Raw genomic sequence first — 25264 nt, forward strand, 5'->3', positions numbered from 1 at the left:
ACCCCCTACTTCCTTCTTTTTTATTGAATATCAATACCCCCTGTAATACTGTACAAAAAAACAGTATAAATATGAGTAATACCCTGTTGTCAGGTCAGTGTGTAACATCAGATTCGGCCATCGCCCGTGAAAAAGCCCCTAAAACCATCACCTTATTAAAAGGAGTTAAACGTGAAAACCTTTACCTTTCAGGATGATAAATCACAAAAGTTCTGGGCCGTGGAGCAACAGGACAATGAACTGCACCTGAACTGGGGCAAGATCGGCACCCAGGGTCAACGCCAGGTTAAAACGTTTGACGATGCCTCCGCAGCTCAAAAAGCGGAACAGAAGCTCATCGCAGAAAAAATGAAAAAAGGCTATCAGGAAAGCCAGACGGCCAGTACACCTGACAACGAGAAGGCGACTGTTGCTGCCGAAACCGCCGGAATAAAACCTGCGCCTCCTGCTCCTGCGATTGCCACTACCGCTGCGCCTGTGCAGGCATCATGTCCCTGGCCGGTAGAAAATTCATCGATCGTTCTGCCGCGGGAAGTCGCTTACGAAACGCTAAGCCATCGTAACTGGCCGGGCGATCCTGTTTTACTCATCGACAAGCCGGTATTACTCAATCAGATCGCCACACGTGTTCGCGAACGTTATCAGCAAATTACGCTTTTCGATTCCAGTGCCTGTTCACTTGAGTGGCAACATTATATTGCTCAGGCGTTAGATCTCCCCGATTCATCTGTGGATACCACTCTTCCCCCGCCGGTTCTGGCCGTTTTTATTACGCTTGAAGTCCGCTTTTATCATAAAGATGTGCTGGAGTTGCAGGATCAAATTGTCCAGCAGGGCGGGCTGGAATATGCCACCGATGTATTAATTGCCATGCAGTCCCTGCAATTTGAGTGGGATTATGCAAACAGGCAAATTATTTTTCATCACGGCGACAATTATTCTCAGGATCTCCCGGCTATTACGCCGATGGAAATACGCTTGCGTAAACACCTGTCGCTGGCAGAAAAAGCGTTATGGCAGCGCTGTGCTGACAAATTAATTGCGGCGCTTGAAACGATGCCCGCCAGCCGCCAGCCGCTGATCGCCCTGTTATTACCTGAAAAACCAGAGTTAGCACAGAAAATTGCCGGACAGCATAGTACGTCTAAAGGACCTGCTACCCTTGAATGGCTAAAACTCACGGCGAATGACGCCACAACGCTGGAAGCCGTGGAAAAATACCAGTCCCTGCGCTTGTTTGATGATTATTATCGCGGTCAAATATATTGTGCAACGGTCCTTAAGGAACAGGGAACGGCCGCAATTGCCCGCTTTACCCCCTATGCTAGCGGAGATTACTGTGGCGACGTGCTGACGCATATTAATCACCCGCAGGCAGTAATGCAGCTCATCCGCGCGGCAGAGCAGAGTAAACGCTGCCATGAGCGAATGACAAAAGCCAGCGCTCGCTTCCCGCATGCCAGCATGGCTGCGCTGGCAGAGCTGCTGGCGCAAAAAGAGGAAAAGCGCTGGCGTATCATGTTAATGACTCAGCTTAGCAGTCACCCTGAACTGGCAGCGCAGATTTCACCGTGGCTTTCACCCGCTGCCATCGCACAGCTGGAAGCCTGCCATCAGCTGCTAAGCCAGCCGACCGATTGTGCCAGTGCGGATATGCTGCCGCCGGTACTGGTTACACCGCCATGGGCCGTAAAAAAGAAAAAAACGGCAATACCGCTGCTGGATTTACCACTATTGCCCGTGCCCCCTGTTTGTACTCTGACGGAGCAGGCCGGCAAAGAACTTCGTGACAGACACCGCTGGTATGCCCGCCAAATTGAATTAGGTCAACACGAGGGTCCTCAGCAATTTCTGCCGCGACTGGGGTTCAATACCTGGAAGAATGGCAACATAGAGTCGGTATCAAAAACGACCCTGAACGCCTGGGAACAGGAAGATTATCCCGCGCTGATTAATGAAATGAAAATCTCCTGCGCGCCTTACCAGACAGAATGGCATCTGTATATGCTAACGGCGGTGGCAGAAGATAAAGCCATCCGGGCGTGGAATGCGCTCAGCAAAGAACCGCATTCCGGTGTCGCCTGGGTCATGACCTCGCTGAAGCTGGCAGGGCTAACCGGGCTGATTAACTCGTTTTCGCGCAATCCACAAGATGCCTTCCCGGTCGCACTTTACTTTGGCGCAGCGGAGCTCACGCCGCTGGTGAGTCGCGCGTTTAATCGACTAAAAACACAGCGCGAGCTGGCCCGCGAATGGCTCTTAACGTTTCCGGAGCACGCTATTGCCGGCCTGCTTCCTGCGGCATTTGGTAAAGCAGGCGAGGCGCAGGATGACGCCCGTACTGCACTGCGACTGCTTATTGATAACGGCCACCAGCCGCTGATTGAGCAGATGGCTACGCGTTACGCGCAGCCTGACGTTGTACAGGCTATTAACGCTTTTCTGACGCTCGACCCGCTTGATAACTATCCGACAAAAATTCCCGCGCTTCCGGGTTTCTGGCAGCCTGCCCTCTGGCAACGCCCGCTACTTGCCAATGGGCTGGCGTTACCGGACGACGCGCTAAATACACTTGGCATTATGCTGCGCTTCCCGACTGAGATGGGGCTATATCCAGGGCTACAGCAGGTCAAAGAGATCTGTACACCGGCCTCATTAGCGGCGTTCGCCTGGGATCTGTTTAACGCCTGGCAAATTGCCGGTGCGCCCGCAAAAGAAAGCTGGGCGTTTACCGCGCTTGGGCTTTTTGGCGATGACGACACCGCACGTACTCTTACGCCATTCATCCGCACCTGGCCCGGTGAATCGCAGCATAAGCGCGCCACGGTCGGGCTGGATATCCTTGCCGCTATTGGCAGCGATATCGCCCTGATGCAGCTCAACGGCATAGCGCAAAAGCTAAAATTTAAAGCGTTGCAGGAGCGCGCGCGGGAGAAAATCCAGCAGATTGCCGAGAGTCGGGAACTTACCGTCGCCGAACTGGAGGATCGTCTGGCACCAGACCTGGGACTGGATGAGAGCGGTACTCTGACCCTCGACTTCGGGCCGCGCCGTTTTACCGTCAGCTTTGATGAAGCGCTTAAACCGTTTGTACGGGATGAAAACCGCAACCGACTGAAAGATTTACCCAAGCCAAATAAGAGCGATGATCCGGCCCTTGCCGCAGAAGCCGTTAGCCTCTACAAGGCGTTGAAAAAAGATGCGCGAACCATCGCCAGTCAACAAATCAGGCGTCTGGAATCGGCAATGTGTGAGCGCCGCCGCTGGAGTGCGCAAAATTTCCGTCTGTTCCTCGTCGAACATCCCCTGATATGCCATCTTACCCGCCGCCTGGTATGGGGTATTTATGACGCAGAGAATACGCTGCTGGCCTGTTTCCGCGTGGCGGAAGACAACAGCTACAGCACTGCCAATGATGACCTTTTTATCTTGCCGGAAGGTGACATCCGCATTGGCCTCCCGCACGTACTGGAAATCCCGATGCAGGATGCCGCCGCGTTCGGCCAGCTGCTTGCTGACTACGAGCTGCTGCCGCCGTTCCGCCAGCTCGATCGCCCTCATTATTCCCTGACCGCTGAAGAAAGCAATGCCACAGAGCTTACCCGCTGGACTGGACGCTCATGTCCGAGCGGCCGCGTTGCCGGGTTGGCCAATAAAGGCTGGCTGCGCGGGATGCCGCTCGACGCAGGCTGGATCGGCTGGATGCTAAAACCGCTTGGCGCATGGACACTGGTGCTGGAGATCGACGAGGGCTTTGCAGTGGGATCATCACCGGACGACCTGAGTGCCGAACAAAAGTTAAGCAGCATCTGGCTGTGGCAAGGAAAGGCACAGGATTACGGTTGGGGTAGCCTGCAAGACCAACAAAAACAGCCTTTCTCGGTGCTCGACAAGGTTACCGTCAGCGAAGTGATTAACGACATAGACATGCTGTTTAATTAAAAACGCAGAAACATCTGGCGACTCAGGCAATAACCTTGCCTGATACCGCAGTCGTCTCAGTGAACGTGTTATTTTTTGTCTTGCTAAGGAAAAAACGATGTCACAGCAGGAACATCATCTTCAGCGTCCACCTGCCGCCGTACAGTATGCCGATGAACTGGCGCAGCTTAAGCAGGATGACACCTTTCCCCGGCCCCCCGGCTGGCAGCTCAGCCTGCCCGCTGCCCGCACGTTTATTCTTGGGGATGAGGCGTGCGGTATTAGCCGCAAGGTGGTTATTCATCCCTCTGCCATTGAGCGGATGCTGGTTACCCTTGCTACCGGGCGTGGCCTGATGCTGGTTGGCGAGCCGGGCACCGCGAAATCACTGCTCTCAGAACTGCTGGCGACAGCAATTTGTGGCGACGCCGGGTTAACCATTCAGGGCGGCGCGTCCATTACCGAAGACCAGATAAAATACGCCTGGAACTATGCATTATTGATAAACCAGGGGCCGTCGACTCAGGCGCTGGTGCCTGCCCCGCTCTATCAGGGAATGCGTGACGGTAAGATCGTACGTTTTGAAGAGATCACCCGTACGCCGCTGGAAGTACAGGACTGTCTGCTGGGAATGCTATCCGATCGGGTGATGGCCGTTCCGGAACTCACTGGTGACGACAGCCTGCTGTATGCGCGTGCAGGTTTTAATATCATTGCTACGGCCAATACCCGCGATCGCGGCGTCAATGAAATGAGCGCGGCATTAAAGCGCCGCTTCGACTTCGAAACTGTTTTTCCCATCATGGATTTCCAACAGGAACTTGAGCTGGTTACCCGTGCTTCAGCGACGTTGCTGGCACAAAGTGGCATTCCGCATAAAGTACCCGATTCAGTGCTGGAACTGCTGGTTCAGACGTTCCGCGATTTACGCGCCAGCGGCGGCAAAAAAAGCGCAATGGATACCCTTACTGCGATCATGTCTACTGCTGAAGCCGTCAACGTTGCTCATGCTGTAGGCGTCAGAGCCTGGTTCTTAGGGAGTCGGGCCGGGGAGCCCGCCGATCTTGTGGACTGTATTGCGGGTACGATCGTTAAAGATAACGAAGACGATCGCGCCCGCCTGCGCCGCTATTTTGAGCAGCGCGTCGGCACACATAAAGAAGCCCACTGGCAGGCCTATTATCAGGCTCGCCATCGCCTGGCCTAAGGTACGCGCATGTCTGAACAGCCCCTTATCATCGGCGTCCGTCATCACAGCCCGGCCTGTGCCCGACTGGTTAAAACGCAAATTGAAAAAATACGCCCGGCCTGGGTGCTGATCGAAGGTCCGGCAGATTTTAATGCGCGGCTGGATGAGCTGTTTTTACCTCATCAACTTCCTGTTGCCATTTACAGTTACAGTCAGCATCAGGATGACGGCACTGCCGGTTATGGCGCCTGGACGCCCTTCGCTGAATGTTCACCGGAGTGGCAGGCGCTGCTGGCGGCGCGGGCGGCCGGAGCAACTACGCGTTTTATCGATTTGCCGGTATGGGCGCAAAACGAGGAGCGCGATGACGCTGTGCATGGCGACAATCCTCAGCGTTTACTTAAGGCCTGCGGCATGGAAAACACAGATACTCTGTGGGACCATTTGTTTGAAGATGAAACACAGCGAACCGATCTACAACCGGCGCTGGAAACATATTTTAGACAGCTGCGAGGGGATGATATTTCCGGGGAAAATGCCTGTCCGCGTGAGGCCTTTATGGTCCGCTGGCTGGGATGGGCAATGCGGCAAAACGCAGGCCCGGTGGTGGTGGTCTGCGGGGGCTGGCATGCTCCGGCCCTTGCCGCGTTGTGGCCACATTGTGTCCCTGAAGAACAAGAACCTTCCTGTTTGCCACCCGTTGCATCCGGGGCCATTACCGGCTGTTATCTGACGCCGTACAGCGAAAAGCGGCTGGATGTGCTGGCGGGTTATCTTTCCGGGGTGCCCGCTCCGGTCTGGCAGCGCTGGGGCTGGCAGAGCGGCCTGGAACAGGCGGGGGGACAACTGCTGAAAACGATTTTCAGTCAGCTGCGTCAACGTCGTCTGCCCGCGTCTACTGCCGATATGGCCGCCGTCCATCTGCGCGCGCAGGCGCTGGCGCAGCTGCGTGGCCATATTTTACCGCTGCGCAGCGACTGGCTGGATGCGCTGGCCGGGTCGCTTATCAAAGAAGCCCTTAACGCACCGCTACCCTGGAGCTATCGCGGTGTGATCCACCCTGACACCGACCCGATCCTGCTTACCTTCATCGACACGCTGGCGGGAGATGGCTTCGGTGAGCTGGCGGCGGGTACTCCGCAGCCGCCGCTGCCGCAGGATGTCATGCGGGAGCTCAGGCGTACTGGTATTACGCTGCCAGACGATCTTACGCTTAACCGTTTTGAGCCGACAGGGCTTGTGCAGAGCCAGATCCTGCACCGGCTGTCTATCCTGAAAATTCCAGGGTTCTATCGCCAGCAGGGCAGCGTCAGCGCGCTGTCTGGCGATGGTGAAGAATACTGGACGCTGCGTCAGACGCTGGAGCAACACGCTGCCCTGATTGAGGCCGCACGCTACGGCGCGACGCTGGCAGAAGCCGCGCGTAAACAGCTTGAGGCCGAAATGCTCGCCGCCGTCGGCATTCGTGCGCTGGCGGCCAGCCTGAATCAGGCCGCGCTGGCCGGGCTGGCCACATTTAGCCACCGGTTACTGGAGCAGCTGGCGCAGCTTATAGCCCGGGAGAGTCATTTTGCTGAAATGGGCGCGGCGCTGGAGGTGCTCTATGCGTTATGGCGGCTGGAGGGCACCAGCGGAATGCAAAATGCGCCGGTGCTTGAAACCACCCTTTGTGCCGCACTGGATCGCACTCTGTGGCTATGTGAAAGCAGCAGTATCCCGGACGATACGCAATTTCATCTGCATCTGCACAGCTGGCAAACGCTGTGCCATATTCTGCGCGATATCAGTCACGGAACTGAACTGCCGGGCGTATCACTCGAAAGCGCAATGTCCCTGCTCAAACGGCGTATTAATACTTATGATGCGGCTCCGCTCGATCGTGGCGCGGCACTCGGTGCGCTGATCCGTCTTGAACATTCGGCCATTGATGCTAACGCCGCGCTGGCTTTACTTACCCAACTGCCGCCTCACTCTCTGGGGGAAACGCTGCACGGGATGCTGGCGCTGGCCCGTCATCAACTGGCCTGCCAGCCGCTATTTGTCGCCGGCCTTAGCGAATGTCTGACGCAACTGTCGGAAGAGGCATTTATTCACGCGCTGCCGGATTTACGCGCGGCGATGGCCTGGCTCCCGCCACGTGAACGCGGCGCGCTGGCGCGTCAGGTACTCGATTACTACCATATGACATCCTTACCCACCCACTCGCTTCAAACGCCCTTAAGTCTCCCGGCAGAACAGGTTGCCGGGAATCAGCGGCAGGAGCAGCTGGCACGGGATAGCCTGCAATATTGGGGGATATCTTAATGAGCACGCAGTCCGACCTGTTAACCACCCGCGAGCTTCAACGCTGGCGACTCATTCTGGGCGAAGCCGCAGAGAATACGCTTGGTAGTTCACTTGACGATCGGGCCCGCGAGGTAGATCACGCGCTGGAATGGTTATACGGACGCGATCCGGATCGGCTGGCGCGCGGTGAACGCAGCGGCGGCCTGGGTGGCTCGCAGCTTTCTACGCCAGAATGGATTAACGCTATTCATACCCTTTTTCCCCGGCAGGTGATCGAACGGCTGGAAAGCGATGCGGTATTGCGTTACGGCATTGATGAAGTCGTGACTAATCTTGAGGTTCTGGAGCGTATCGAACCTTCTGAAAGCCTGCTACGGGCGGTGCTGCATACTAAGCATTTAATGAATCCAGATGTGTTACATGCAGCGCGCAGGCTGGTTCAACAGGTTGTGGAGCAGATCATGGCCCGGCTGACAAAAGACGTGTGTCAGGCATTTTCCGGCACCCGCGATCGCCGTCGGCCTTCGCGAATTGCGCTGTCGCGAAATTTTGATTTTAAAAATACGCTTCGCGCCAATCTGAAACACTGGGATCCGCAGCACGGTAAGCTGTATATCGAATCACCGAAATTTATCAGCCGTATTAAACGCCATACTGAACAATGGCAGCTGGTTTTGCTGGTTGATCAGAGTGGATCAATGGTGGATTCCGTGATCCACTCTGCGGTGATGGCGGCCTGTTTATGGCAGTTGCCCGGCATTCTCACGCATCTGGTGGCCTTCGACAGTAATGTGGTCGATCTCACGGCGGATGTGGCCGACCCGGTCGACCTGTTAATGAAAGTACAGCTCGGCGGCGGGACGAATATCGCCAAAGCGGTAGAGTATGCCCGTCAGCTGATCGCCCAGCCGCAAAAAAGCGTCATTGTGCTGGTAAGCGACTTTTTTGAAGGTGGCGCGACGGGATTGCTGATCCATCAGGTGAAGCAGTGTGTACAAAGCGGATGTAAAGTCCTGGGGCTGGCGGCGCTGGACAGCCAGGCGTCGCCCTGTTACGACCATGATACTGCCCAGGCGCTGGTGAGCGTCGGAGCGCAGGTCGCCGCCATGACTCCTGGCGAACTGGCGGCCTGGCTGGCGGAGAATTTACAATCATGATGGTGTCACGCCCCGAATTGCTGGAACTGACGCCGCAGGCGCTGACGGCGCTGAGTAATGCCGGATTTGTTAAACGCAGTATCAAAGAGCTGGATGCCGGAAATGTGCCGGCGCTAAACCAGAACGAAGACGGTACGCTGTGCGCAACGTTCAGCGACGGAACGCGCACGCAACTGGCAAGCGGCCAGTCATTAAGAGAGGCCAGCTGTAGCTGCGGGGCCAGCGGAATGTGCCGTCATCGTGTCATGCTGGTCCTGAGCTATCAGCGCGCTCATTCCGGCGCCGACGCGCAGGAGCAGCAGGACGACGAACGCTGGAACCCCGGGCAGTGGCTGGAGGAACTCTCCGCCCTGCCGGAATTGATCCGTCGGCGGGCGGAGCAGCTGGCGGATAAAGGTCTGGTGATAGCGCTCTCCTGCGCCCCTGGCGAAACGCCCGCCGCCAGGCTGCCGATGAACGACGTTCGTTTTTACTCCCGCAGCAGCCTTGGGTTTGCCCGCTGCGACTGTATCGCGGGATCGCTATGCGAGCATATCGCCCTGGCGGTGCAGGCTTTCGCCGGGGCGCAGGCGCAGCAGCCGGGCTTCACGCATCTGCTTTGGCACCTGCGCGGCCACAAAACACGCTCTACAGATGGGCCGTTTGACACGCCGGACGGTGAGCAGTGTCGGCAAAGCATCCGCCAGCTCAGTACGCTGATGTGGCAAAGCGGGCTCAGCCAGCCAGCCGTCAGTTATGATGCGGCCTTTACCCGCGCACAACGCGCGGCAGAGGTCATGGACTGGCGCTGGGTTAGCACCGCGCTCACCCAACTGCGCGCCGGTATCGACGCTTTTCAGCAGCGGGCCAGTCACTATCATCCGCATCAGGTGATGATGCAGCTGGCCGGCCTGAATGCGCGGCTGGACAGCGCGGCTTTTATGGCTCAACTGGCCGGGGAAAATGTCGCCCCGCCGCTACCCTGGCCGACGATTGTTGGCCCCGGCGTGGCGGGGGAAACGCCGCTGGATCATCTGCGGCTGGTTTCACTGGGAATGCGCTGCTGGCAGGATAATCACCGCTATGGCCTGCGTGTCTGGTTTAGCGATCCGGATACCGGCAGTATTCTGCATCTGTCGCAAAGCTGGCCGCTGGCGGAGCAGGCGCAAAGCCCGGCATGGCAGCGCCGCCTGTCTGGTTTTCAGGCCGGGACGCTGGCGGGCGGGCAGGTTATTGCTCAGGCAGCCAGGCGCAACGCGCACGGTGAAGTTATACTCGGCTCACGGCCGCGTACCAACGGCAGTGTGCCGCTGACGCCGGATGCCTGGCGTTTGCTGGATGTCCCTCTGCGTCAACCCGGCGTCGCGGCATTGCGTGACTATCTGCGTCAGCGTCCCCCGGCCTGTGTTCGCCCGCTAAACCAGGGCGATGACCTGTTTATTTTGCCGATAGAAAGCTGCCTGGCACTGGGCTGGGATCCGGCGCGGCAAACACTGGATGCCCGGGTAGTAAGCGGTGACGGCGAAGATAATGTTTTGCAACTATCACTCCCGGCGTCTGCCAGCGCGCCTTATGCCATTGAACGCATGGCGACGCTTTTGCAGCAGGAGAACGATCCGATCCAGATGGTATCCGGATCGGTAAGCATCAGCGGCGGCACGCTGATAATGGAACCGTTAATCATGATGTCATCTACCCGCGCCTGGGTGCTGGACGCGGAAGCGCAGTCCGTTGGCACGCAGACGATTGCCGATGTCTCGCTACCGCGCAGTGCCATTCACGCTTTGCTACAACGCGCTCAAACGCTGTTGATTCAGATTTTGCATAACGGTCTGCGTTATCAGCAAAAGACGTTTTTTCGCGAAGCCGGAACGCTGGCGCAGGATCTACAGGCCCACGGCTTTAGCCATCTTGCCCACCTGTTTCAGCAGCTCAGTGAAACTGAGACCAACACCCCGACTGAAACGCTTGAGGCTATCGCGCACCTTTGCGAACGGCTGGACGTAACGTTGATATAAAACTGCGGAAGCGTACTGCCGGGCGACTAAACCGCAGGACCCGGCAGCAGCAGAGAATTACTTTTTGGCGTGTTCACGAGCGGTCAGGCCGCGGAGAAAATAGCGCAAGACCTGATCGCCACATTCGCGGAAGTTTTTATGATCCGGCGCGCGCATCATGGCGGTGATCTCCGGCATCGAAATACGGAATTTTTGTTCGGTCAGGATCGCCAGGATATCATCAGTTTTAAGCGCAAACGCGATGCGCAGCTTTTTTAACATGATGTTGTTATTAATGCGGCGTTCGACTGCCAGCGCCGGTGCTGACTCATCGCGTCCGCGCTTTTCGTAAATCAGGCCGTTTAAAAAGCATGACATCATGATGTCAGGGCAACGCACAAAGCCTTCTTCATCCTCTTTACGCAGCCACGGCACCAGCTGTTCTGCGGTGACATCCGCTTCCCCCAGCGCGAAAATACGCACCAGATCGTTGTTATTGATTTTCAGGATGTAGCGGACGCTACGCAAAATATCGTTACTGACCATAGTGCCTTCGGTGATAAAAAAAATGCGGGGGCTAATTCTACACCAATTACAGCCCCAGCGCCTCTTTCAGGTTTTTCAGGTAGCGGCGACTCACCGGTACCGTCTGCCCGGTACGTAACAGCAGTTCAGCCTGACCGTTATCTTCCAGGCGGATCTCTTTTAAATGCGCCATATTCACCAGGTACTGCCGATGGCAGCGCAGGAGCGGCGTCCGGCTTTCGAGCGTGCGCAGCGTGAGTTCAGTGAATCCCTCCTGTCCCTGATGATTCGTCACATACACGCCGCTCATGCGGCTGCTGACAAACGCCACGTCCTCCATTTGCAATAGCCAGATGCGGCTGTGCCCGGTACAGGGAATAAATTTCAGCGCGTGCTGATTTTCCGGCAGTACCGACACGTCCTGTTTTCCGCGCTCCTGACGCAGGCGGTTAAGCGTTTTATTCAGTCTTTCCGCTTCAATGGGCTTGAGAAGGTAATCAAAGGCGTGCTCCTCAAACGCTTTTACCGCGTACTCATCAAACGCCGTCAGGAAGACCACCCACGGCCGGTGCTCCGGGTCGAGCATACCCACCATCTCCAGCCCGCTAATCCGCGGCATCTGGATGTCGAGAAACAGCACATCGGGACGCAATTTGTGCACAGCGCCAATCGCTTCAACGGCGTTTGCACACTCGCCAGCGATGTCGATATCCGGCTCATCCTGAAGCAGGATACGCAGATTCTCACGTGCCAGCGGTTCGTCATCCACAATTAGCACTTTTAACATGCATTTTCCTCCAGAGGCAGTCGCAGAGTAATTCGGGTGAAACATTCTGGTTCACAGTTAACGGTAATACCACAATCGTCGCCGAAACGGGCGCGTAAACGTTTATCGACCAGGTTCATTCCCAGGCCGCCCGGACTGGCGCTCGGCTGATATAACCCGGCATTATCTTCGATATCGAGCTGTAAATACTGCGCGTGCTGACTGGCGTGAATACTGATCTCCCCTACCCCAAGCTGCTGAGATGTTCCGTGTTTGATGGCATTTTCCACTATCGGCTGCAACGTAAAAGCCGGAAGCCGGTGGTGTGCCAGCGACTCAGGAACAAAAAGCTGCACCTGAAGCCGGGCCTGAAAGCGCGCTTTTTCAATTTGCAGATAAGCATTCACATGTTCAATTTCATCGGCCAGGGTCACGATTTCCGAGGGCCGTTTCAGATTTTTACGGAAAAAGGTCGACAGGTACTGGACCAGCTGCGTGGCCTGCTCACTGTCGTGGCGGATCACCGCTTTGAGTGTATTCAGCGCATTAAACAGAAAATGCGGATTGACCTGAGCGTGCAACAATTTGATTTCTGACTGCGTCAGCAGCGCTTTCTGCCGTTCGTATTGCCCCGCCAGAATTTGTGCGGACAGCAACTGAGCAATCCCTTCACCCAGCGTGCGGTTAATAGAACTAAAGAGACGGTTTTTAGTTTCATAAAGTTTGATGGTGCCAATCACCCGCTGATTTTCACCGCGCAGCGGGATGACCAGCGTTGAGCCAAGTTTGCACTGCGGATGCAGCGAGCAGCGATAGGGCACTTCGTTACCATCGGCATATACCACTTCCCCGGTATTGATGGCCTTTAAGGTCCAGGCGGAGGAAATGGGACGTCCGGGTAAATGGTGATCGTCACCGGTCCCGGTAAACGCCAGCAGCTTATCGCGATCGGTGATGGCCACTGCGCCGATATCCAGCTCCTGATACAACACCTGTGCCACTTTCATGCTGTTTTCTTCGTTAAATCCCTGGCGCAGAATACCTTCAGTGGACGCAGCCACTTTCAGCGCCGTAGCTGAAAACGCCGAGGTATATTTTTCAAACATGGCTCGCTTGTCGAGCAGGATACGCATAAACAGCGCCGCACCAACGGTATTGGTCACCATCATGGGTGCCGCGATACTGTTTACCAGATGCAGCGCATCCTGAAACGGGCGGGCAATCAGCAAAATGATCAGCATCTGCACCACTTCCGCCACTACCGTCACCGCTCCGGCGGTCAGAGGGCTAAAGACCCGATCCGTACGGCCGCGTTTGATCAGGAAACTGTGGACCAGCCCGCCCAGCAATCCTTCGACCATCGTCGAGATCATGCAGCTGAGCGCGGTCATTCCGCCCATGGAGTAGCGGTGTAATCCGCCGGTCAGACCCACCAGACCGCCGACGACCGGTCCGCCCAGTAATCCGCCCATCACGGCGCCAATCGCGCGCGTATTGGCGATGGAATCATCAATGTGCAGACCAAAATAGGTACCGAGGATACAGAAAATAGAAAAAGTGACGTAACAAAGCAGCTTGTGCGGCAGACGCACGGTTACCTGGATTAGCGGTATGAACAGACGCGTTTTGCTCATCAGCCACGCAATGACCAGGAAAACGCACATCTGCTGTAACAGGAGTAACACAAGGTTAAATTCGTACATACCCGCCAACCACAATTTCTAAAGCGCGTAACATACAGGTTGAACGTTTAACTTTCTTTGAAGCGTGGCATAAAAACGGAAATTCGTGCGCCAGATCACTTAACTATCGCGCAAACGGACGAAAACACGCCATTTTGCCGTCTGTGGCTCAGCCGAAATTAATGATTCATTAACACACCAGCTTCGCCGTATAATCGTTTAATTAACATCAGGAGCAAATTATGAATGTAGCCAAAATGGGGATTATCGCCCTTTTCGTTGTGATGACCGTTGGCGGGATCGGCGGCGTAATGCTTGCAGGGTATATTCTCGGCGGGTTTTAAACCGCCGTCATCGGGTGCAGTCTCGCAGCAAATTAGCCTGGCGTTTTTACCGGGCATGACGGGTGAGGTAGTGTCCCAGTCGTTCGAATCCGCGATCAACAATAACCGCCGCCAGCGCCACCAGAATAGCGCCCTGGATAACGTATGCGGTATTAAATCCGCTCAGGCCGATGATAATCGGCGTGCCCAGCGTGCTGGCACCTACCGTCGAGGCGATCGCCGCCGTGCCGATATTAATGATAATCGAGGTGCGTATCCCGGCGAGGATCACCGGTGCTGCCAGCGGAAGCTCAACGCTGATTAGCCGCTGCCGGCTATTCATGCCCATTCCTTCCGCTACGCTGCTGACGCCCGCCGGAACGGCGGCCAGCCCGGCCAGGGTGCCCTGTAATATTGGCAGAACACCGTACAGGATCAGGGCGATAATCGCCGGCTGCTGACCAAAGCCCATGACCGGAACCGCAATGGCCAGTACCGCAACCGGCGGAAATGTCTGCCCGATAGCGGCAATGGTTTCCACCAGCGAGCGGAATTCTCGTCCGGCCGGACGCGTGACCAGAATTCCCGCCCCGGTGCCAATGACAATGGCCACCAGGCTGGATACCCCCACCAGCCAGAAATGCGCCAGCGTCAGCGCCAGAAAACTCTCCTGCTGATACACCGGCCGTGGCAGCTCGGGGAAAAACTGACTGAAGATGACGCCGCTGTGCGGCAGTCCGAACAGCAGCGCGATAAAAAGCGCCACCAGCCACACCAGCGGATCACGGATGATTTTCACCGGCTCCCTCCTCGCGCAGCAAATCATCAAAATGAAGATTGCCGCAGAACTGCCCCTGAGCATTCGTGACCGGCAATACCAGGCACTGACGGGCAACAAACGCAGAGAGGGCTTCCCGCAGACTCAGGGTATCCGGTATTGGCTCACCCGGTGCTGGCTGTCCGTGGCGACGATAATCACGTACTGCCCGCAGCGACAGCAGGCGTACGCCCAGTTCGCTACGGCCAAAAAAAGTGCGCACGAAATCATTCGCGGGGTGGGTTAACATCTCCAGCGGTGTTCCCTGCTGAACGACCTCGCCCTGGTCCATCAGCACAAGGTGATCGGCCAGCCGCAGCGCCTCGTCGATATCATGAGTGACCAGCACAATCGTGCGGCCCAGCAGACGATGAATGCGGCTCATCTCCTGCTGAAGGGCGCTGCGCGTCACCGGATCAAGCGCCCCGAACGGTTCGTCCATCAGCAGAACATCGGGATCGGCTGCCAGCGCCCGCGCCACGCCAACGCGCTGCTGCTGACCGCCGGATAACTGGTGCGGAAAGCGCGCACGCAGTGACGGATCCAGCCCCAGTAGAGCCATCAGTTCATCAATACGGGCGTTGATACGCGCCCGATCCCACTTCACCAGCTGCGGGACGGTGGCAATGTTTTGCGCCACCGTCCAGTGCGGGAAAAGACCAATGGACTGAATGGCATACCCCATCCGTCGCCGCAGGGCTAACAGCGGAAGCTGACCAATATCCTCGCCGGCAAAACGGATGGTGCCGCTATCATGCTCAACCAGACGGTTGATCATCTTAAGGGTGGTTGACTTTCCCGAGCCTGACGTACCAATCAGCACCGAGAAGGCCCCTTCTTTCAAATGCAGGTTAAGATTTTTTACCGCAGCCTGACCCGCAAATGATTTGTTTACCTGGTTAAATTCAATCATGCGCACGTTCCTTTAGCAGTGCACTCCACAGGCCAAATAGCGCATCGACCATTACAGCAAGGGCAATAACCGGGATCACGCCGAGCAGGACCAAATCAAGCGCGCTACTGAGCAGCCCCTGAAATACCAGCGCACCAAATCCCCCGGCCCCGATGAGCGCCGCGATCACCGCCATGCCGATAGTCTGCACGGTAACCACGCGTAATCCACGAATCAATACCGGTAGCGCCAGGGGGAGCTGAACGCGATAAAACCGTCCGCGCTGGCTCATGCCCATCGCAGCGGCACTTTCCAGTACCTCGCGCGGGACCTGGCCCATTCCGGCCACCACGCCGCGTACCAGCGGCAACAGGGCATAGAGCACCAGCGCAATCAGCGCCGGCGTTCTGCCGGTTCCGGCGATACCGAGCGTCGACAGAAACGGGAATGCCTGCGCCAGTCCGGCCAGCGGGGCGATCAGCAGGCCAAAAAGCGCAATTGACGGGATAGTCTGAATAATATTGAGCAGCGTAAAGACCGGAGCCTGACGTGAGGGATGGCGATAACACCACAATCCCAGCGGTACGCCGATCAGTAAACCGGGCACCAGGGTGCCGAACAGCAGCGTCAGATGCTGAAGTAGCGCATCATTGAACACATCCTGACGGTTGACGTACTCTTTCATGAGCGATAGCTCATCAAGCGCCCCTGACCACAGCAGCACTAACGGCACCAGCCAGACCTGCGCATTGAGCAGCCAGCGCCAGAGGGCTTTGCCGGTTATTCGCCGGATGACATCGCTCATCAGCAGAAGCGCCAGCGCCAGCCATAGCCACAGGCCACTGCCCGGTGAAGTTCGCGCCACCGGGCTTGCCGACTGCGCCAGCCAGCGGGCAGACTCTCCGGCACTCCAGACCAGCGCAATGAAAAGCCCCTCTGCCACAAGCAAAGTAAGCACCAGCGGCGTACGTCCGCGCATAAAGCTCAGGCTTATCAGAACGAGAGGCACGGCCAGCAGCCACCACGGCGGAAACAGGCCAATCTGCCATAATGCGCGCCCTTCCCCGGACATCAGGCGGTTGGGTGCATAATTTACAAACGGCAGTGCCGCAGCCGCCAGCGCAATCATCGCCAGCAGCAGCAGCACGCGGTTTTGACATTTGATGTACACAGCGTCGTCCGGGTTATTTCACCAGCCCTTTCTCTTTCAGGTAGTCCGCCGCCACTTTTTTCGCGTCCAGACCTTCAACGGCAATTTTGGCGTTCAGCGTTTGCAGCGTTTTTTCATCCAGGCTGGCGAATACCGGCTTCAGCCACGCATCCATCTCAGGATACGCTTTCAGCACCGCTTCGCGTACGACCGGCGTCGGGGCGTAAATCGGCTGTACGCCTTTCGGATCGGTCAACGTTTGCAGGCCCAGCGCGGCAACCGGGCCGTCGGTACCGTAGGCCATCGCGGCATTCACACCGGAGGTTTGCTGCGCGGCGGCTTTAATGGTGACAGCGGTATCGCCCCCGGCCAGCGACAGCAGTTGAGTCTGATTAAGTTTAAAATCGTAGGCTTTTTCAAAAGCAGGCAGCGCATCCGCGCGCTCAATAAATTCAGCCGAGGCTGCCAGCTTAAAGGTGCCGCCCTCTTTTAAATAACGGCTAAGATCGCTTAACGACGTGAGTTTATTTTTGGTTGCCAGATCCTGGCGCACGGCGATGGTCCAGGTATTATTCGCCGGGGCCGGGGTCAGCCATACCAGCTTATTTTTTTCAGCATCCAGCTGCTTCGCTTTCTCATATCCCTGCTGCGCATTTTTCCATGCGGCATCGTTTTCCAGCTTGAAGAAGAATGCACCATTGCCGGTGTATTCCGGATAAATATCCAGCTCGCCGGAAGTAATGGCTCCGCGCACCACTGGCGTCGTGCCTAACTGAACTTTATTAACGGTTTTAACGCCGTGGCTTTCCAGTACCTGCAAAATAATATTGCCCAGCAACGCGCCTTCCGTATCAATTTTGGACCCGACTTTAACCGGTTCTGCGGCGTGTAGCGGCAGGCTTATTGCACAGAATAATGCCATAGCGCTAAGCGATCCCTTGAATGTCATCATTTGCTTTTCCTCGTTATTTAACAACCCACTTACAGGGGCTTAAGTGAAAAGCGTAGACGAAAAAGAGACATTTAACCTTTAAATGATGAGCGGCCCTGCCGTTTAGAGTCAACGGAAGAGCCGCAAAGGAAAACAGACCGTGGCGGGATTACTGCAACTCAAACGCTCCCTGCTTCACGCGGGCAGAGTCGAGACCAATAAAGACATTAAATTTACCCGGCTCTGCATCATATTTCATTTTCTGGTTCCAGAATTTCAGCGCTTCGACGTCAATCGGGAAATTGACGGTTTGCGTTTCGCCCGCTTTAAGGGTGATTTTTTCAAACCCTTTAAGCTGTTTTACCGGACGACTCATTGAGGCCGTGACATCCTGTAAATACATCTGGACAGCCGTAGCTCCGTCGCGCTTACCGGTATTGGTCACCTCAACGCTGGCAGTCACGCTGCCGTTGCTATCCATCGTTGGCGCAGAGAGTTTGACGTCAGAAACACTAAAGGTGGTATAGCTCAGACCATAGCCGAACGGGTACAGCGGACCGTTGGCCTCATCGAAATAACGTGACGTATATTTATTAGGCTTGTCGGCGTTATACGGGCGCCCGGTATTGAGATGGCTATAGTAAACCGGGATCTGCCCGACCGAGCGCGGAAAAGACATCGGCAGCTTGCCCGACGGGTTGTAGTCACCAAACAGGACATCAGCAATGGCATTACCGCCTTCGGTTCCGGCAAACCAGGTTTCAAGTAGCGCATCCGCCTGCTGATCTTCTTTTACCAGCGCCAGCGGACGGCCATTCATCAATACCAGCACCAGCGGTTTTCCGGTGGCTTTCAGCGCGCTTATCAGATCGCGCTGGCTCTGCGGAAGGGTAATGTCGGTGCGGCTGGACGCCTCATGCGCCATCCCCTGCGCTTCACCCACCACGGCGACCACCACATCAGCCTGATTCGCTGTCGCAACGGCTTCGTCAATCATCGCTTTTGGCGTGCGCTCATCAACCTGTACCGCCGGCTCATACTGATTGAGAAACGCCACAATGTCTTTATCGTTAGTGACGTTTGCGCCTTTGGCAAAGATCACTTTCCCCTCGCTACCGACGGCATTTTTAATACCGGTGAGCACGGTGACCGATTGATCGACCACGCCCGCTGCTGACCAACTGCCCATCACATCGCGTTTACTGTCGGCCAGCGGTCCGACAACGGCTACGGTTGACGTCTTCTTCAGCGGTAACGTCTCAAGACGGTTTTTCAGCAGTACCAGACTTTCACGCGCAACCTTACGGGCATCCTCGCGGTGCAGACGACTTTCGGCGTTAGTGTCTTGCGGATCGGACTCTTTTGGTCCCAGATGGCTATAAGGATCGTTAAACAGGCCCATATCATATTTGACGTTCAGCACGTGACGTGCGGCATCGTCCAGTTCGGCCATCGGCACTTTGCCGGACTTCACCAGCCCCGGCAGATATTTACTGTAATACTCGTCGCTCATACTCATGTTAATACCTGAGTTGAGCGCGACTCTTACCGCATCTTCCGGATCGGACGCGGTGCCGTGTTTGATCAATTCTTTAATTGCGCCATGATCGGAAATGGTAATGCCCTTAAAGCCCCACTCATCGCGCAGCAGATCTTTTAGCAACCATGAATCCGATGAGGCCGGCGTCCCATTAAGCGAATTCAGCGCTACCATTACGCCGCCGCTGCCCGCATCCAGGGCCGCTTTATATGGCGGCATATAGTCGTTGAACAGCCGCTGCGAACTCATGTCCACCGTGTTGTACTCTTTGCCCCCCTCCACTGCTCCGTAGGCGGCAAAATGTTTGACGCTGGTCATCACCGAATAGCGGTCGGCCGGGCTTTTTCCCTGCATCGCTTCGACCATGGTTTTACCCATTACCGAGGTCAGCCAGGTATCTTCCCCAAACCCTTCTGAGGCACGACCCCAGCGCGGATCGCGAGAGACATCGACCATCGGAGCCCAGGTCATGTTCAGGCCATCGTCCGCCGCTTCATAGGCTGAAACGCGGCCTACGGTTTTAACCGCATCAAGGTTGAACGTTGACGCCAGACCGAGGCTTATTGGAAAGACGGTACGCTGACCGTGAACCACGTCAAAGGCAAAAAACAGGGGAATTTTCAGGCGGCTAAGTTCCATAACCTGATCCTGCATTTTACGAATATCATCCCGGGTGACGGTGTTAAAAATAGCCCCGACCTGCCCCGCTTTGATCATCTCACGAATGGCTTCTTTCGGATTGTCGGGTCCGACGCTGATAAGCCGCAGCTGGCCGATTTTTTCATCTACCGTCATTTTTTTCAGCAAATCGGTGACGTAAGCATCACGCGCTTGCGGCGTTAACGGATGCTGATTTTTAACGTCCTCTGCCAGCGCGGGATGACATGCCAGACTCACAGCGACACCTACAGAACACAGCCATTTCATATGGTTTACTCTCTTATGCGAAAGCCGGGGGAGCGGCCTTGTCCGTGCGAAGTCCGCAGTTTGCCATAATCGTAACCAGGCTGGCACTACCTTGCTTCGCTTATTCTCTTATTTTTGTGGCCTTTTTAACCTGCGCTTCGTTTTGAGCAAGCTATTCTTAAAGACGTTTATTTATCCCGCCACAAGGAGTGGAAGATGCCGTCTACAACGCATTACGATAATCACGCCCTGCTTAATGAACTGACCCGCCTGGTGGGCCAAACTCATCTGTTAACCGATCCGGCGAAAACAGCCCGCTACCGTAAGGGCTTTCGTTCAGGCCAGGGAGAGGCGCTGGCGGTGGTTTTCCCCGGTAGCCTGCTCGAACTGTGGCGGGTATTAAGCGTCTGCGTACAGGCAGATAAAATTATTCTGATGCAGGCCGCCAACACCGGCCTTACGGAAGGCTCAACGCCGAACGGCAATGATTACGATCGCGATATCGTCATTATCAGCACGCTGCGCCTTGATAAACTTCAGCTGCTGGATAACGGCGAACAGGTGCTGGCCTTTCCCGGAACCACCCTTTACTCACTGGAAAAAGCGCTCAAGCCGCTGGGACGCGAGCCGCATTCGGTGATCGGCTCCTCCTGTATTGGCGCCTCGGTGATCGGCGGGATCTGCAATAACTCCGGCGGCGCGCTGGTGCAGCGAGGACCGGCCTATACCGAAATGTCATTGTTTGCGCGCATTGATGATAAAGGTCGCCTGCAACTGGTGAATCATCTGGGTATCGAACTGGGGCAAACGCCGGAGCAGATCCTAAGCAAACTGGATGATGAACGCATTAGCGCGAGCGATGTTCGTCACGACGATCGTCACGGCCACGACAGCGATTATGTGACCCGCGTACGCGATGTCGATGCCGACACCCCGGCCCGCTATAACGCCGATCCGGATCGGCTGTTTGAATCGTCCGGCTGTGCGGGCAAGCTGGCAGTTTTTGCGGTGCGCCTGGATACCTTTGTGGCGGCAAAAACGCAGCAGGTGTTTTATATCGGCACTAATCAGCCGCAGGTACTGACCGATATTCGTCGACACATTCTGGCGAATTTTACCCACCTGCCGGTGGCGGGCGAATATATGCACCGCGACATTTATGATATCGCCGAACAGTACGGAAAAGACACATTCCTGATGATTGATAAGCTCGGCACCGACAAAATGCCGCTCTTTTTCACCCTGAAAGGCCGCACCGATGCGCTGCTGGATAAAGTGTCGCTGTTCAAACCGCATTTTACCGATCGGGCCTTACAGACCATCACCCGGGTTTTCCCGGCGCACCTTCCGTCAAGAATGAAAGAGTGGCGCGATAAGTATGAACATCACCTGCTGCTGAAAATGGCCGGAGAGGGGGTGAGTGAGGCGCAGAACTGGCTAACTGACTATTTCAAAACCGCCGAAGGGGATTTTTTTGCCTGCACGCCTGAAGAAGGCAGCAAAGCGTTTCTGCATCGCTTTGCCGCGGCGGGCGCGGCAATCCGTTATCAGGCCGTTCATGCGGACGAGGTAGAGGATATTCTGGCGCTGGATATTGCCCTGCGCCGCAATGACACCGACTGGTTCGAGCAGCTTCCACCCCAGATTGACAGCCAGCTGGTACATAAACTTTATTATGGCCATTTTATGTGCCACGTTTTCCATCAGGATTACATTGTCAAAAAAGGCGTGGATGCGCATGAGTTGAAGGCGCAGATGCTGGAATTACTGCACGCGCGCGGCGCACAGTATCCGGCCGAGCATAATGTGGGCCATCTTTATGAAGCAGCAGAAAGTTTGAAAACGTTTTATCGCAAAAACGATCCAACCAACAGTATGAACCCGGGAATAGGCAAAACCAGTAAGCAAAAATACTGGGGCGAAACGGCTTCCGCCCGATCAGATGCAGCTGAAGCAGCAGAAAGTTCACCCACGCCACCGCCTGCCCGTTGAGTTATTGCCCCGGGTCGTCATAAAGTAGCTAACCGAGCCAGAGAGTGTTCTCTGGCTTTTTATTTTAAGGAAGCGGGTTATGTCTGCGGTAGAGATTTCGAATGATATCGATATTGAGGTGCGCGATGCCCTGCCAGAGGACGTTTACGCTATTGCCACGCTGTATGCCTGGCACGTGCTAAACGGTCAGGCCTCATTTGAAGAGGTTCCGCCCTCGGTGGACGACATGCGCGAGCGGATGGAAAAGGTGGCTAAACACGAATTGCCGTGGCTGGTGGCGCTCTATCGCGGCGTGGTGGTCGGGTACTGCTATGCGACCCCGTATCGTCCGCGTCCTGCTTACCGGTTTACGATTGAAGATTCGATTTACATCGATGCCACCATGACCGGACGCGGGATTGGTTCGCGGCTGATGGCACAGCTTATTGCCCGCTGTGAAAGCGGTCCATGGCGGCAAATGCTGGCCATTGTCGGCGATGGCCACAATAATGCCGGCTCGTTTAAGTTACATCAAAGCCAGGGATTTGACGTCGCCGGGCGACTACGCAGTGTGGGATATAAGAAAGGCGACTGGCGCGACACGTTGATTATGCAGCGCCCGCTGAATGACGGCGACTGGACGCTGCCAGAATAAGCTTTTGCTGTATGTGGGTTGAATACCACCCTCACCCTGAGGAAGAGGGTTAGGGTGAGGGAGAAACGCAGCCACGCAATAAAAGCCAGTCTCCCTAAAAAACCACGCTACCGGCAACAACCGGGTGCAACATGCCCCATATAAGTAACCTAGTCGTTTTGCGCCGTGAAATCGGTGCTCGCCATCTGAGCCGCCTTCTGCTTTTTATAGCTTAGCGCTGAGGCCGGAACCGGCATGGTTTTACCGGTCTCGATCCAGGTTTTCAGGCGGCTGGCATCAGCAAAATGCGTATATTTACCAAACGCGTCCATGACCACCAGCGCGACCGGACGGTGGTTAATCAACGTGCGCATGACCAGACAGTGACCTGCGGCATTGGTGAATCCGGTTTTGGTCAACTGAATATTCCAGTTATCGCGGTATACCAGATGATTAGTATTCCGAAATGGCAGCGTGTAGGGCGGATTTGAGAACGTCGCCATATCCTCGCGCGTGGTACTAAGTTGGCCGATCAGCGGATACTGCTTGCTGGCGATCAGCAGTCGGGTCAGATCACGCGCCGTCGACACGTTTTTAATAGACAATCCGGTTGGCTCAACATAGCGCGTGTGGGTCATGCCCAGCGCTTTTGCTTTTGCATTCATCGCCCGAATAAAGGCGTTATAGCCTCCCGGATAATGATGCGCGAGGCTTGCTGCCGCGCGGTTTTCTGATGACATCAGCGCCAGAAGCAGCATGTTTTTACGGCTGATCTCGCTGTTCAGGCGCACCCGTGAATAGATGCCTTTCATTTCCGGCGTATGGCTGATGTCGACTTTCAGCTTTTCATCCAGCGGTAAACGGGCATCCAGCACGACCATCGCCGTCATTAACTTGGTAATAGACGCAATAGGTCGTACCAGATCCGGATGGCTGGCGTAGATCACTTTATTGGTTTGAAGATCGACAATCATTGCGCTACCGGAGGCAATCTCCGGTGTTAAGGCAGCGGCTGCGGTCGCCGTGTTAGCACTCACTTGCGGGGCGAAAACCACCGGCAACAGCAGCGCAAGGCTAAGCATTGAAACGCGTAAATTCGGCATGATGAGATTCTGGTAGTTATATGCACAGGTTATGTTTTTGGGGCGTGATTCATTATAGATATCAATGTAAAACGCGCCAGCGCATCATACCGGGCGGGCTAGTACACTGCCAGAGGAGAATCGTGTCCAAATACTGCACGACGGATGTCTGTTCCCGCCGTGCAGCAGGCATCATATTAAATGATAGCCGTAGCCCCACAACAGCACCGTCAGGGCCAGTAAGACTTCGAGTACCAGCACGCCGATGGCCAGCGTTGAACTGGAGAAACTCAGCCCTTCTTCTTTGTTAATATTCAAAAACGTCGGAATGCCCAGATAGAGCAGATAACCGGTATAAAAGAGCGCAATAGTACCGACCAGCGCGCACAGCCATACCACCGGGTATAGCGCCACGATGCCGCTTAAAAATATCGGCGTTGCAACATAACCGGCAAATACCATACAGCGGGCCAGCGAAGGACGGTGCGGATAGTGGCGCGCCATCCACCAGATAATGCGCCCCATCACTGCCACGCCTGCCAGCATGAGTGCGTAGAACAGAATGGCCAGCGCAAACGCGGTAAAAAGCGATGGCCGTACCACGATATTTTCACCAAAATTCCAGCCAATCTGGGTCGTGCCGATAAATGCGCAGACAACCGGGATAGCCGCCATAAGCAAAACGTGATGCGTATAGTGATGTGAGACCGTTTCGTTTTCGTGCTTAATCGCCTGCATTTCCCGATGCGGGTGAGAGAGAAGTCCCCATACATGGTTCATATAATCTCCTCAGTTCGACATATTACGACCGAAACATAAGTATAATGCACACGAATAGATTATTTTATATACAGAAGCAAAATGACTGTCTTTCTTCTCTCTGCAACATTTCACACAAGGTTTATGCTAGGAAGGTGCGATATAAAGAGGAGAAATGTTTAACGCATGGATATTAATCTATTAATTACCGAGTACGGTTATGCTGCTTTGACGGTTGGCAGTCTTGCTGAAGGGGAAACCGTGACTTTACTGGGTGGCGTTGCCGCTCATCAGGGACTGCTTAAATTTCCGCTGGTGGTACTCGCCGTTGCGCTGGGCGGGATCATTGGCGACCAGCTTCTCTACTTTTTAGGACGCAGATTCGGCAAGCCGATCCTTGCACGCTTTAGTCGCCATCAGGATAAAATCGATCGCGCGCAGGAGCTTATTCAGCGCCGTCCGTGGTTGTTTGTGATTGGCAGCCGGTTTATGTACGGTTTTCGTATTATCGGTCCGCTGCTGATTGGCGCCAGCCGCCTGTCGCCAGCGCTGTTTCTGCCGCTGAATATTGTCGGCGCAATTATCTGGGCGCTGATTTTCACCACGCTTGGCTATGTCGGCGGGGAAGTGATCGGCCCCTGGCTGCATCATTTTAATCAGCATCTGAAACATGCTATCTGGCTGGTTATTGCCGTGGCGCTGGTTCTCGGGGTACGTTTTTGGCTAAAACAGCGCCGGAAACGGCAGTAAAGCTGAC

Annotated in this window: 19 protein-coding genes; 9 read left to right on the plus strand and 10 right to left on the minus strand. The window is 55.4% G+C overall.

The features are described from left to right. Positions 1 to 171 precede the first annotated feature (171 nt). The 5 genes from AC791_RS14995 (at position 172) to AC791_RS15015 (ending at position 10550) form a co-directional block, all read left to right on the plus strand. Positions 172 to 3942 carry a WGR and DUF4132 domain-containing protein gene (locus tag AC791_RS14995; RefSeq protein ID WP_049841210.1) on the plus strand — a complete coding sequence of 1257 codons (3771 nt, stop codon included), beginning with the start codon at positions 172 to 174 and terminating at the stop codon, positions 3940 to 3942. Positions 3943 to 4039: 97 nt separating this feature from the next. Continuing rightward, entirely contained in the window at positions 4040 to 5128 is a 1089-nt protein-coding gene (locus AC791_RS15000) for an ATP-binding protein (protein WP_049841211.1), read from the plus strand. 9 nt (positions 5129 to 5137) lie between these two features. Then, the gene (locus AC791_RS15005; protein ID WP_049841212.1) at positions 5138 to 7414 is read left to right on the plus strand and encodes a DUF5682 family protein; all 2277 of its coding nucleotides are present in this window, start codon (positions 5138 to 5140) and stop codon (positions 7412 to 7414) included. Further along, the gene (locus AC791_RS15010) at positions 7414 to 8553 is read left to right on the plus strand and encodes a vWA domain-containing protein (RefSeq protein ID WP_049841213.1); all 1140 of its coding nucleotides are present in this window, start codon (positions 7414 to 7416) and stop codon (positions 8551 to 8553) included. The genes AC791_RS15005 and AC791_RS15010 overlap by 1 nt, the downstream gene beginning before the upstream one ends. After that, on the plus strand, positions 8550 to 10550 hold the full coding sequence (locus AC791_RS15015; protein WP_049841214.1) for an SWIM zinc finger family protein: 2001 nt from the start codon (positions 8550 to 8552) through the stop codon (positions 10548 to 10550). Before AC791_RS15010 ends, AC791_RS15015 begins: the two co-directional genes overlap by 4 nt. A 57-nt stretch (positions 10551 to 10607) precedes the next feature. Here the strand turns inward: AC791_RS15015 and AC791_RS15020 are convergent, their stop codons facing one another. From AC791_RS15020 to AC791_RS15030, 3 genes are read right to left on the minus strand one after another with little or no spacing between them, the layout of a single operon-like run. Continuing rightward, positions 10608 to 11075, minus strand: coding sequence for a DUF1456 family protein (locus tag AC791_RS15020; RefSeq protein ID WP_049841215.1), 468 nt, complete (start codon positions 11073 to 11075; stop codon positions 10608 to 10610). Positions 11076 to 11121: 46 nt separating this feature from the next. Beyond that, on the minus strand, positions 11122 to 11841 hold the full coding sequence (gene btsR / locus AC791_RS15025) for a two-component system response regulator BtsR (protein ID WP_049841216.1): 720 nt from the start codon (positions 11839 to 11841) through the stop codon (positions 11122 to 11124). Continuing rightward, positions 11835 to 13523: a sensor histidine kinase gene (locus AC791_RS15030; protein WP_049841217.1), complete on the minus strand. Its 1689-nt coding sequence runs from the start codon at positions 13521 to 13523 to the stop codon at positions 11835 to 11837. Before AC791_RS15030 ends, btsR begins: the two co-directional genes overlap by 7 nt. 221 nt (positions 13524 to 13744) lie before the next feature. On the opposite strand from AC791_RS15030, the gene AC791_RS20440 reads away from it, so the two are divergent. Beyond that, complete coding sequence (locus tag AC791_RS20440; protein ID WP_148677809.1) at positions 13745 to 13846, plus strand: hypothetical protein; 102 nt, start codon at positions 13745 to 13747, stop codon at positions 13844 to 13846. 46 nt (positions 13847 to 13892) lie between these two features. On the opposite strand, the gene AC791_RS15035 is transcribed toward AC791_RS20440, so the two are convergent. The 5 genes from AC791_RS15035 to bglX all read right to left on the minus strand — a co-directional run bounded on the left by AC791_RS15035 (position 13893) and on the right by bglX (position 20082). Beyond that, positions 13893 to 14624, minus strand: coding sequence for an ABC transporter permease (locus tag AC791_RS15035; protein ID WP_049841218.1), 732 nt, complete (start codon positions 14622 to 14624; stop codon positions 13893 to 13895). After that, positions 14608 to 15555 (minus strand): ABC transporter ATP-binding protein, encoded by a 948-nt coding sequence (locus AC791_RS15040; protein WP_049841219.1) that lies wholly within the window; start codon positions 15553 to 15555, stop codon positions 14608 to 14610. Before AC791_RS15040 ends, AC791_RS15035 begins: the two co-directional genes overlap by 17 nt. After that, a complete protein-coding gene (locus tag AC791_RS15045; protein ID WP_049841220.1) occupies positions 15548 to 16705 on the minus strand; it encodes an ABC transporter permease in 1158 nt (385 codons plus the stop codon). The genes AC791_RS15040 and AC791_RS15045 overlap by 8 nt, the downstream gene beginning before the upstream one ends. Before the next feature lie 13 nt (positions 16706 to 16718). Further along, a complete protein-coding gene (locus tag AC791_RS15050) occupies positions 16719 to 17636 on the minus strand; it encodes an ABC transporter substrate-binding protein (RefSeq protein ID WP_049841221.1) in 918 nt (305 codons plus the stop codon). Between the two features lie 148 nt (positions 17637 to 17784). Beyond that, entirely contained in the window at positions 17785 to 20082 is a 2298-nt protein-coding gene (gene bglX, locus AC791_RS15055) for a beta-glucosidase BglX (protein ID WP_049841222.1), read from the minus strand. Positions 20083 to 20277: 195 nt separating this feature from the next. Between bglX and dld the strand changes: the two genes are divergently transcribed. Continuing rightward, positions 20278 to 22053, plus strand: a complete 1776-nt coding sequence (gene dld, locus AC791_RS15060; protein ID WP_049841223.1) for a D-lactate dehydrogenase — start codon at positions 20278 to 20280, stop codon at positions 22051 to 22053. A 79-nt stretch (positions 22054 to 22132) separates the two neighbouring features. Continuing rightward, a complete protein-coding gene (locus AC791_RS15065; RefSeq protein ID WP_049841224.1) occupies positions 22133 to 22687 on the plus strand; it encodes a GNAT family N-acetyltransferase in 555 nt (184 codons plus the stop codon). Between the two features lie 149 nt (positions 22688 to 22836). On the opposite strand, the gene pbpG is transcribed toward AC791_RS15065, so the two are convergent. Further along, positions 22837 to 23769, minus strand: coding sequence for a D-alanyl-D-alanine endopeptidase (gene pbpG, locus AC791_RS15070; RefSeq protein WP_049841225.1), 933 nt, complete (start codon positions 23767 to 23769; stop codon positions 22837 to 22839). Between the two features lie 171 nt (positions 23770 to 23940). Next, a complete protein-coding gene (locus AC791_RS15075; RefSeq protein WP_049841226.1) occupies positions 23941 to 24528 on the minus strand; it encodes a Yip1 family protein in 588 nt (195 codons plus the stop codon). A gap of 165 nt (positions 24529 to 24693) precedes the next feature. Between AC791_RS15075 and AC791_RS15080 the strand changes: the two genes are divergently transcribed. Then, on the plus strand, positions 24694 to 25257 hold the full coding sequence (locus AC791_RS15080; RefSeq protein ID WP_049841227.1) for a DedA family protein: 564 nt from the start codon (positions 24694 to 24696) through the stop codon (positions 25255 to 25257). Positions 25258 to 25264 lie beyond the last annotated feature (7 nt).

Origin of the sequence: Klebsiella sp. RIT-PI-d (genome assembly GCF_001187865.1) — a bacterium.
Lineage (GTDB): Bacteria > Pseudomonadota > Gammaproteobacteria > Enterobacterales > Enterobacteriaceae > Superficieibacter.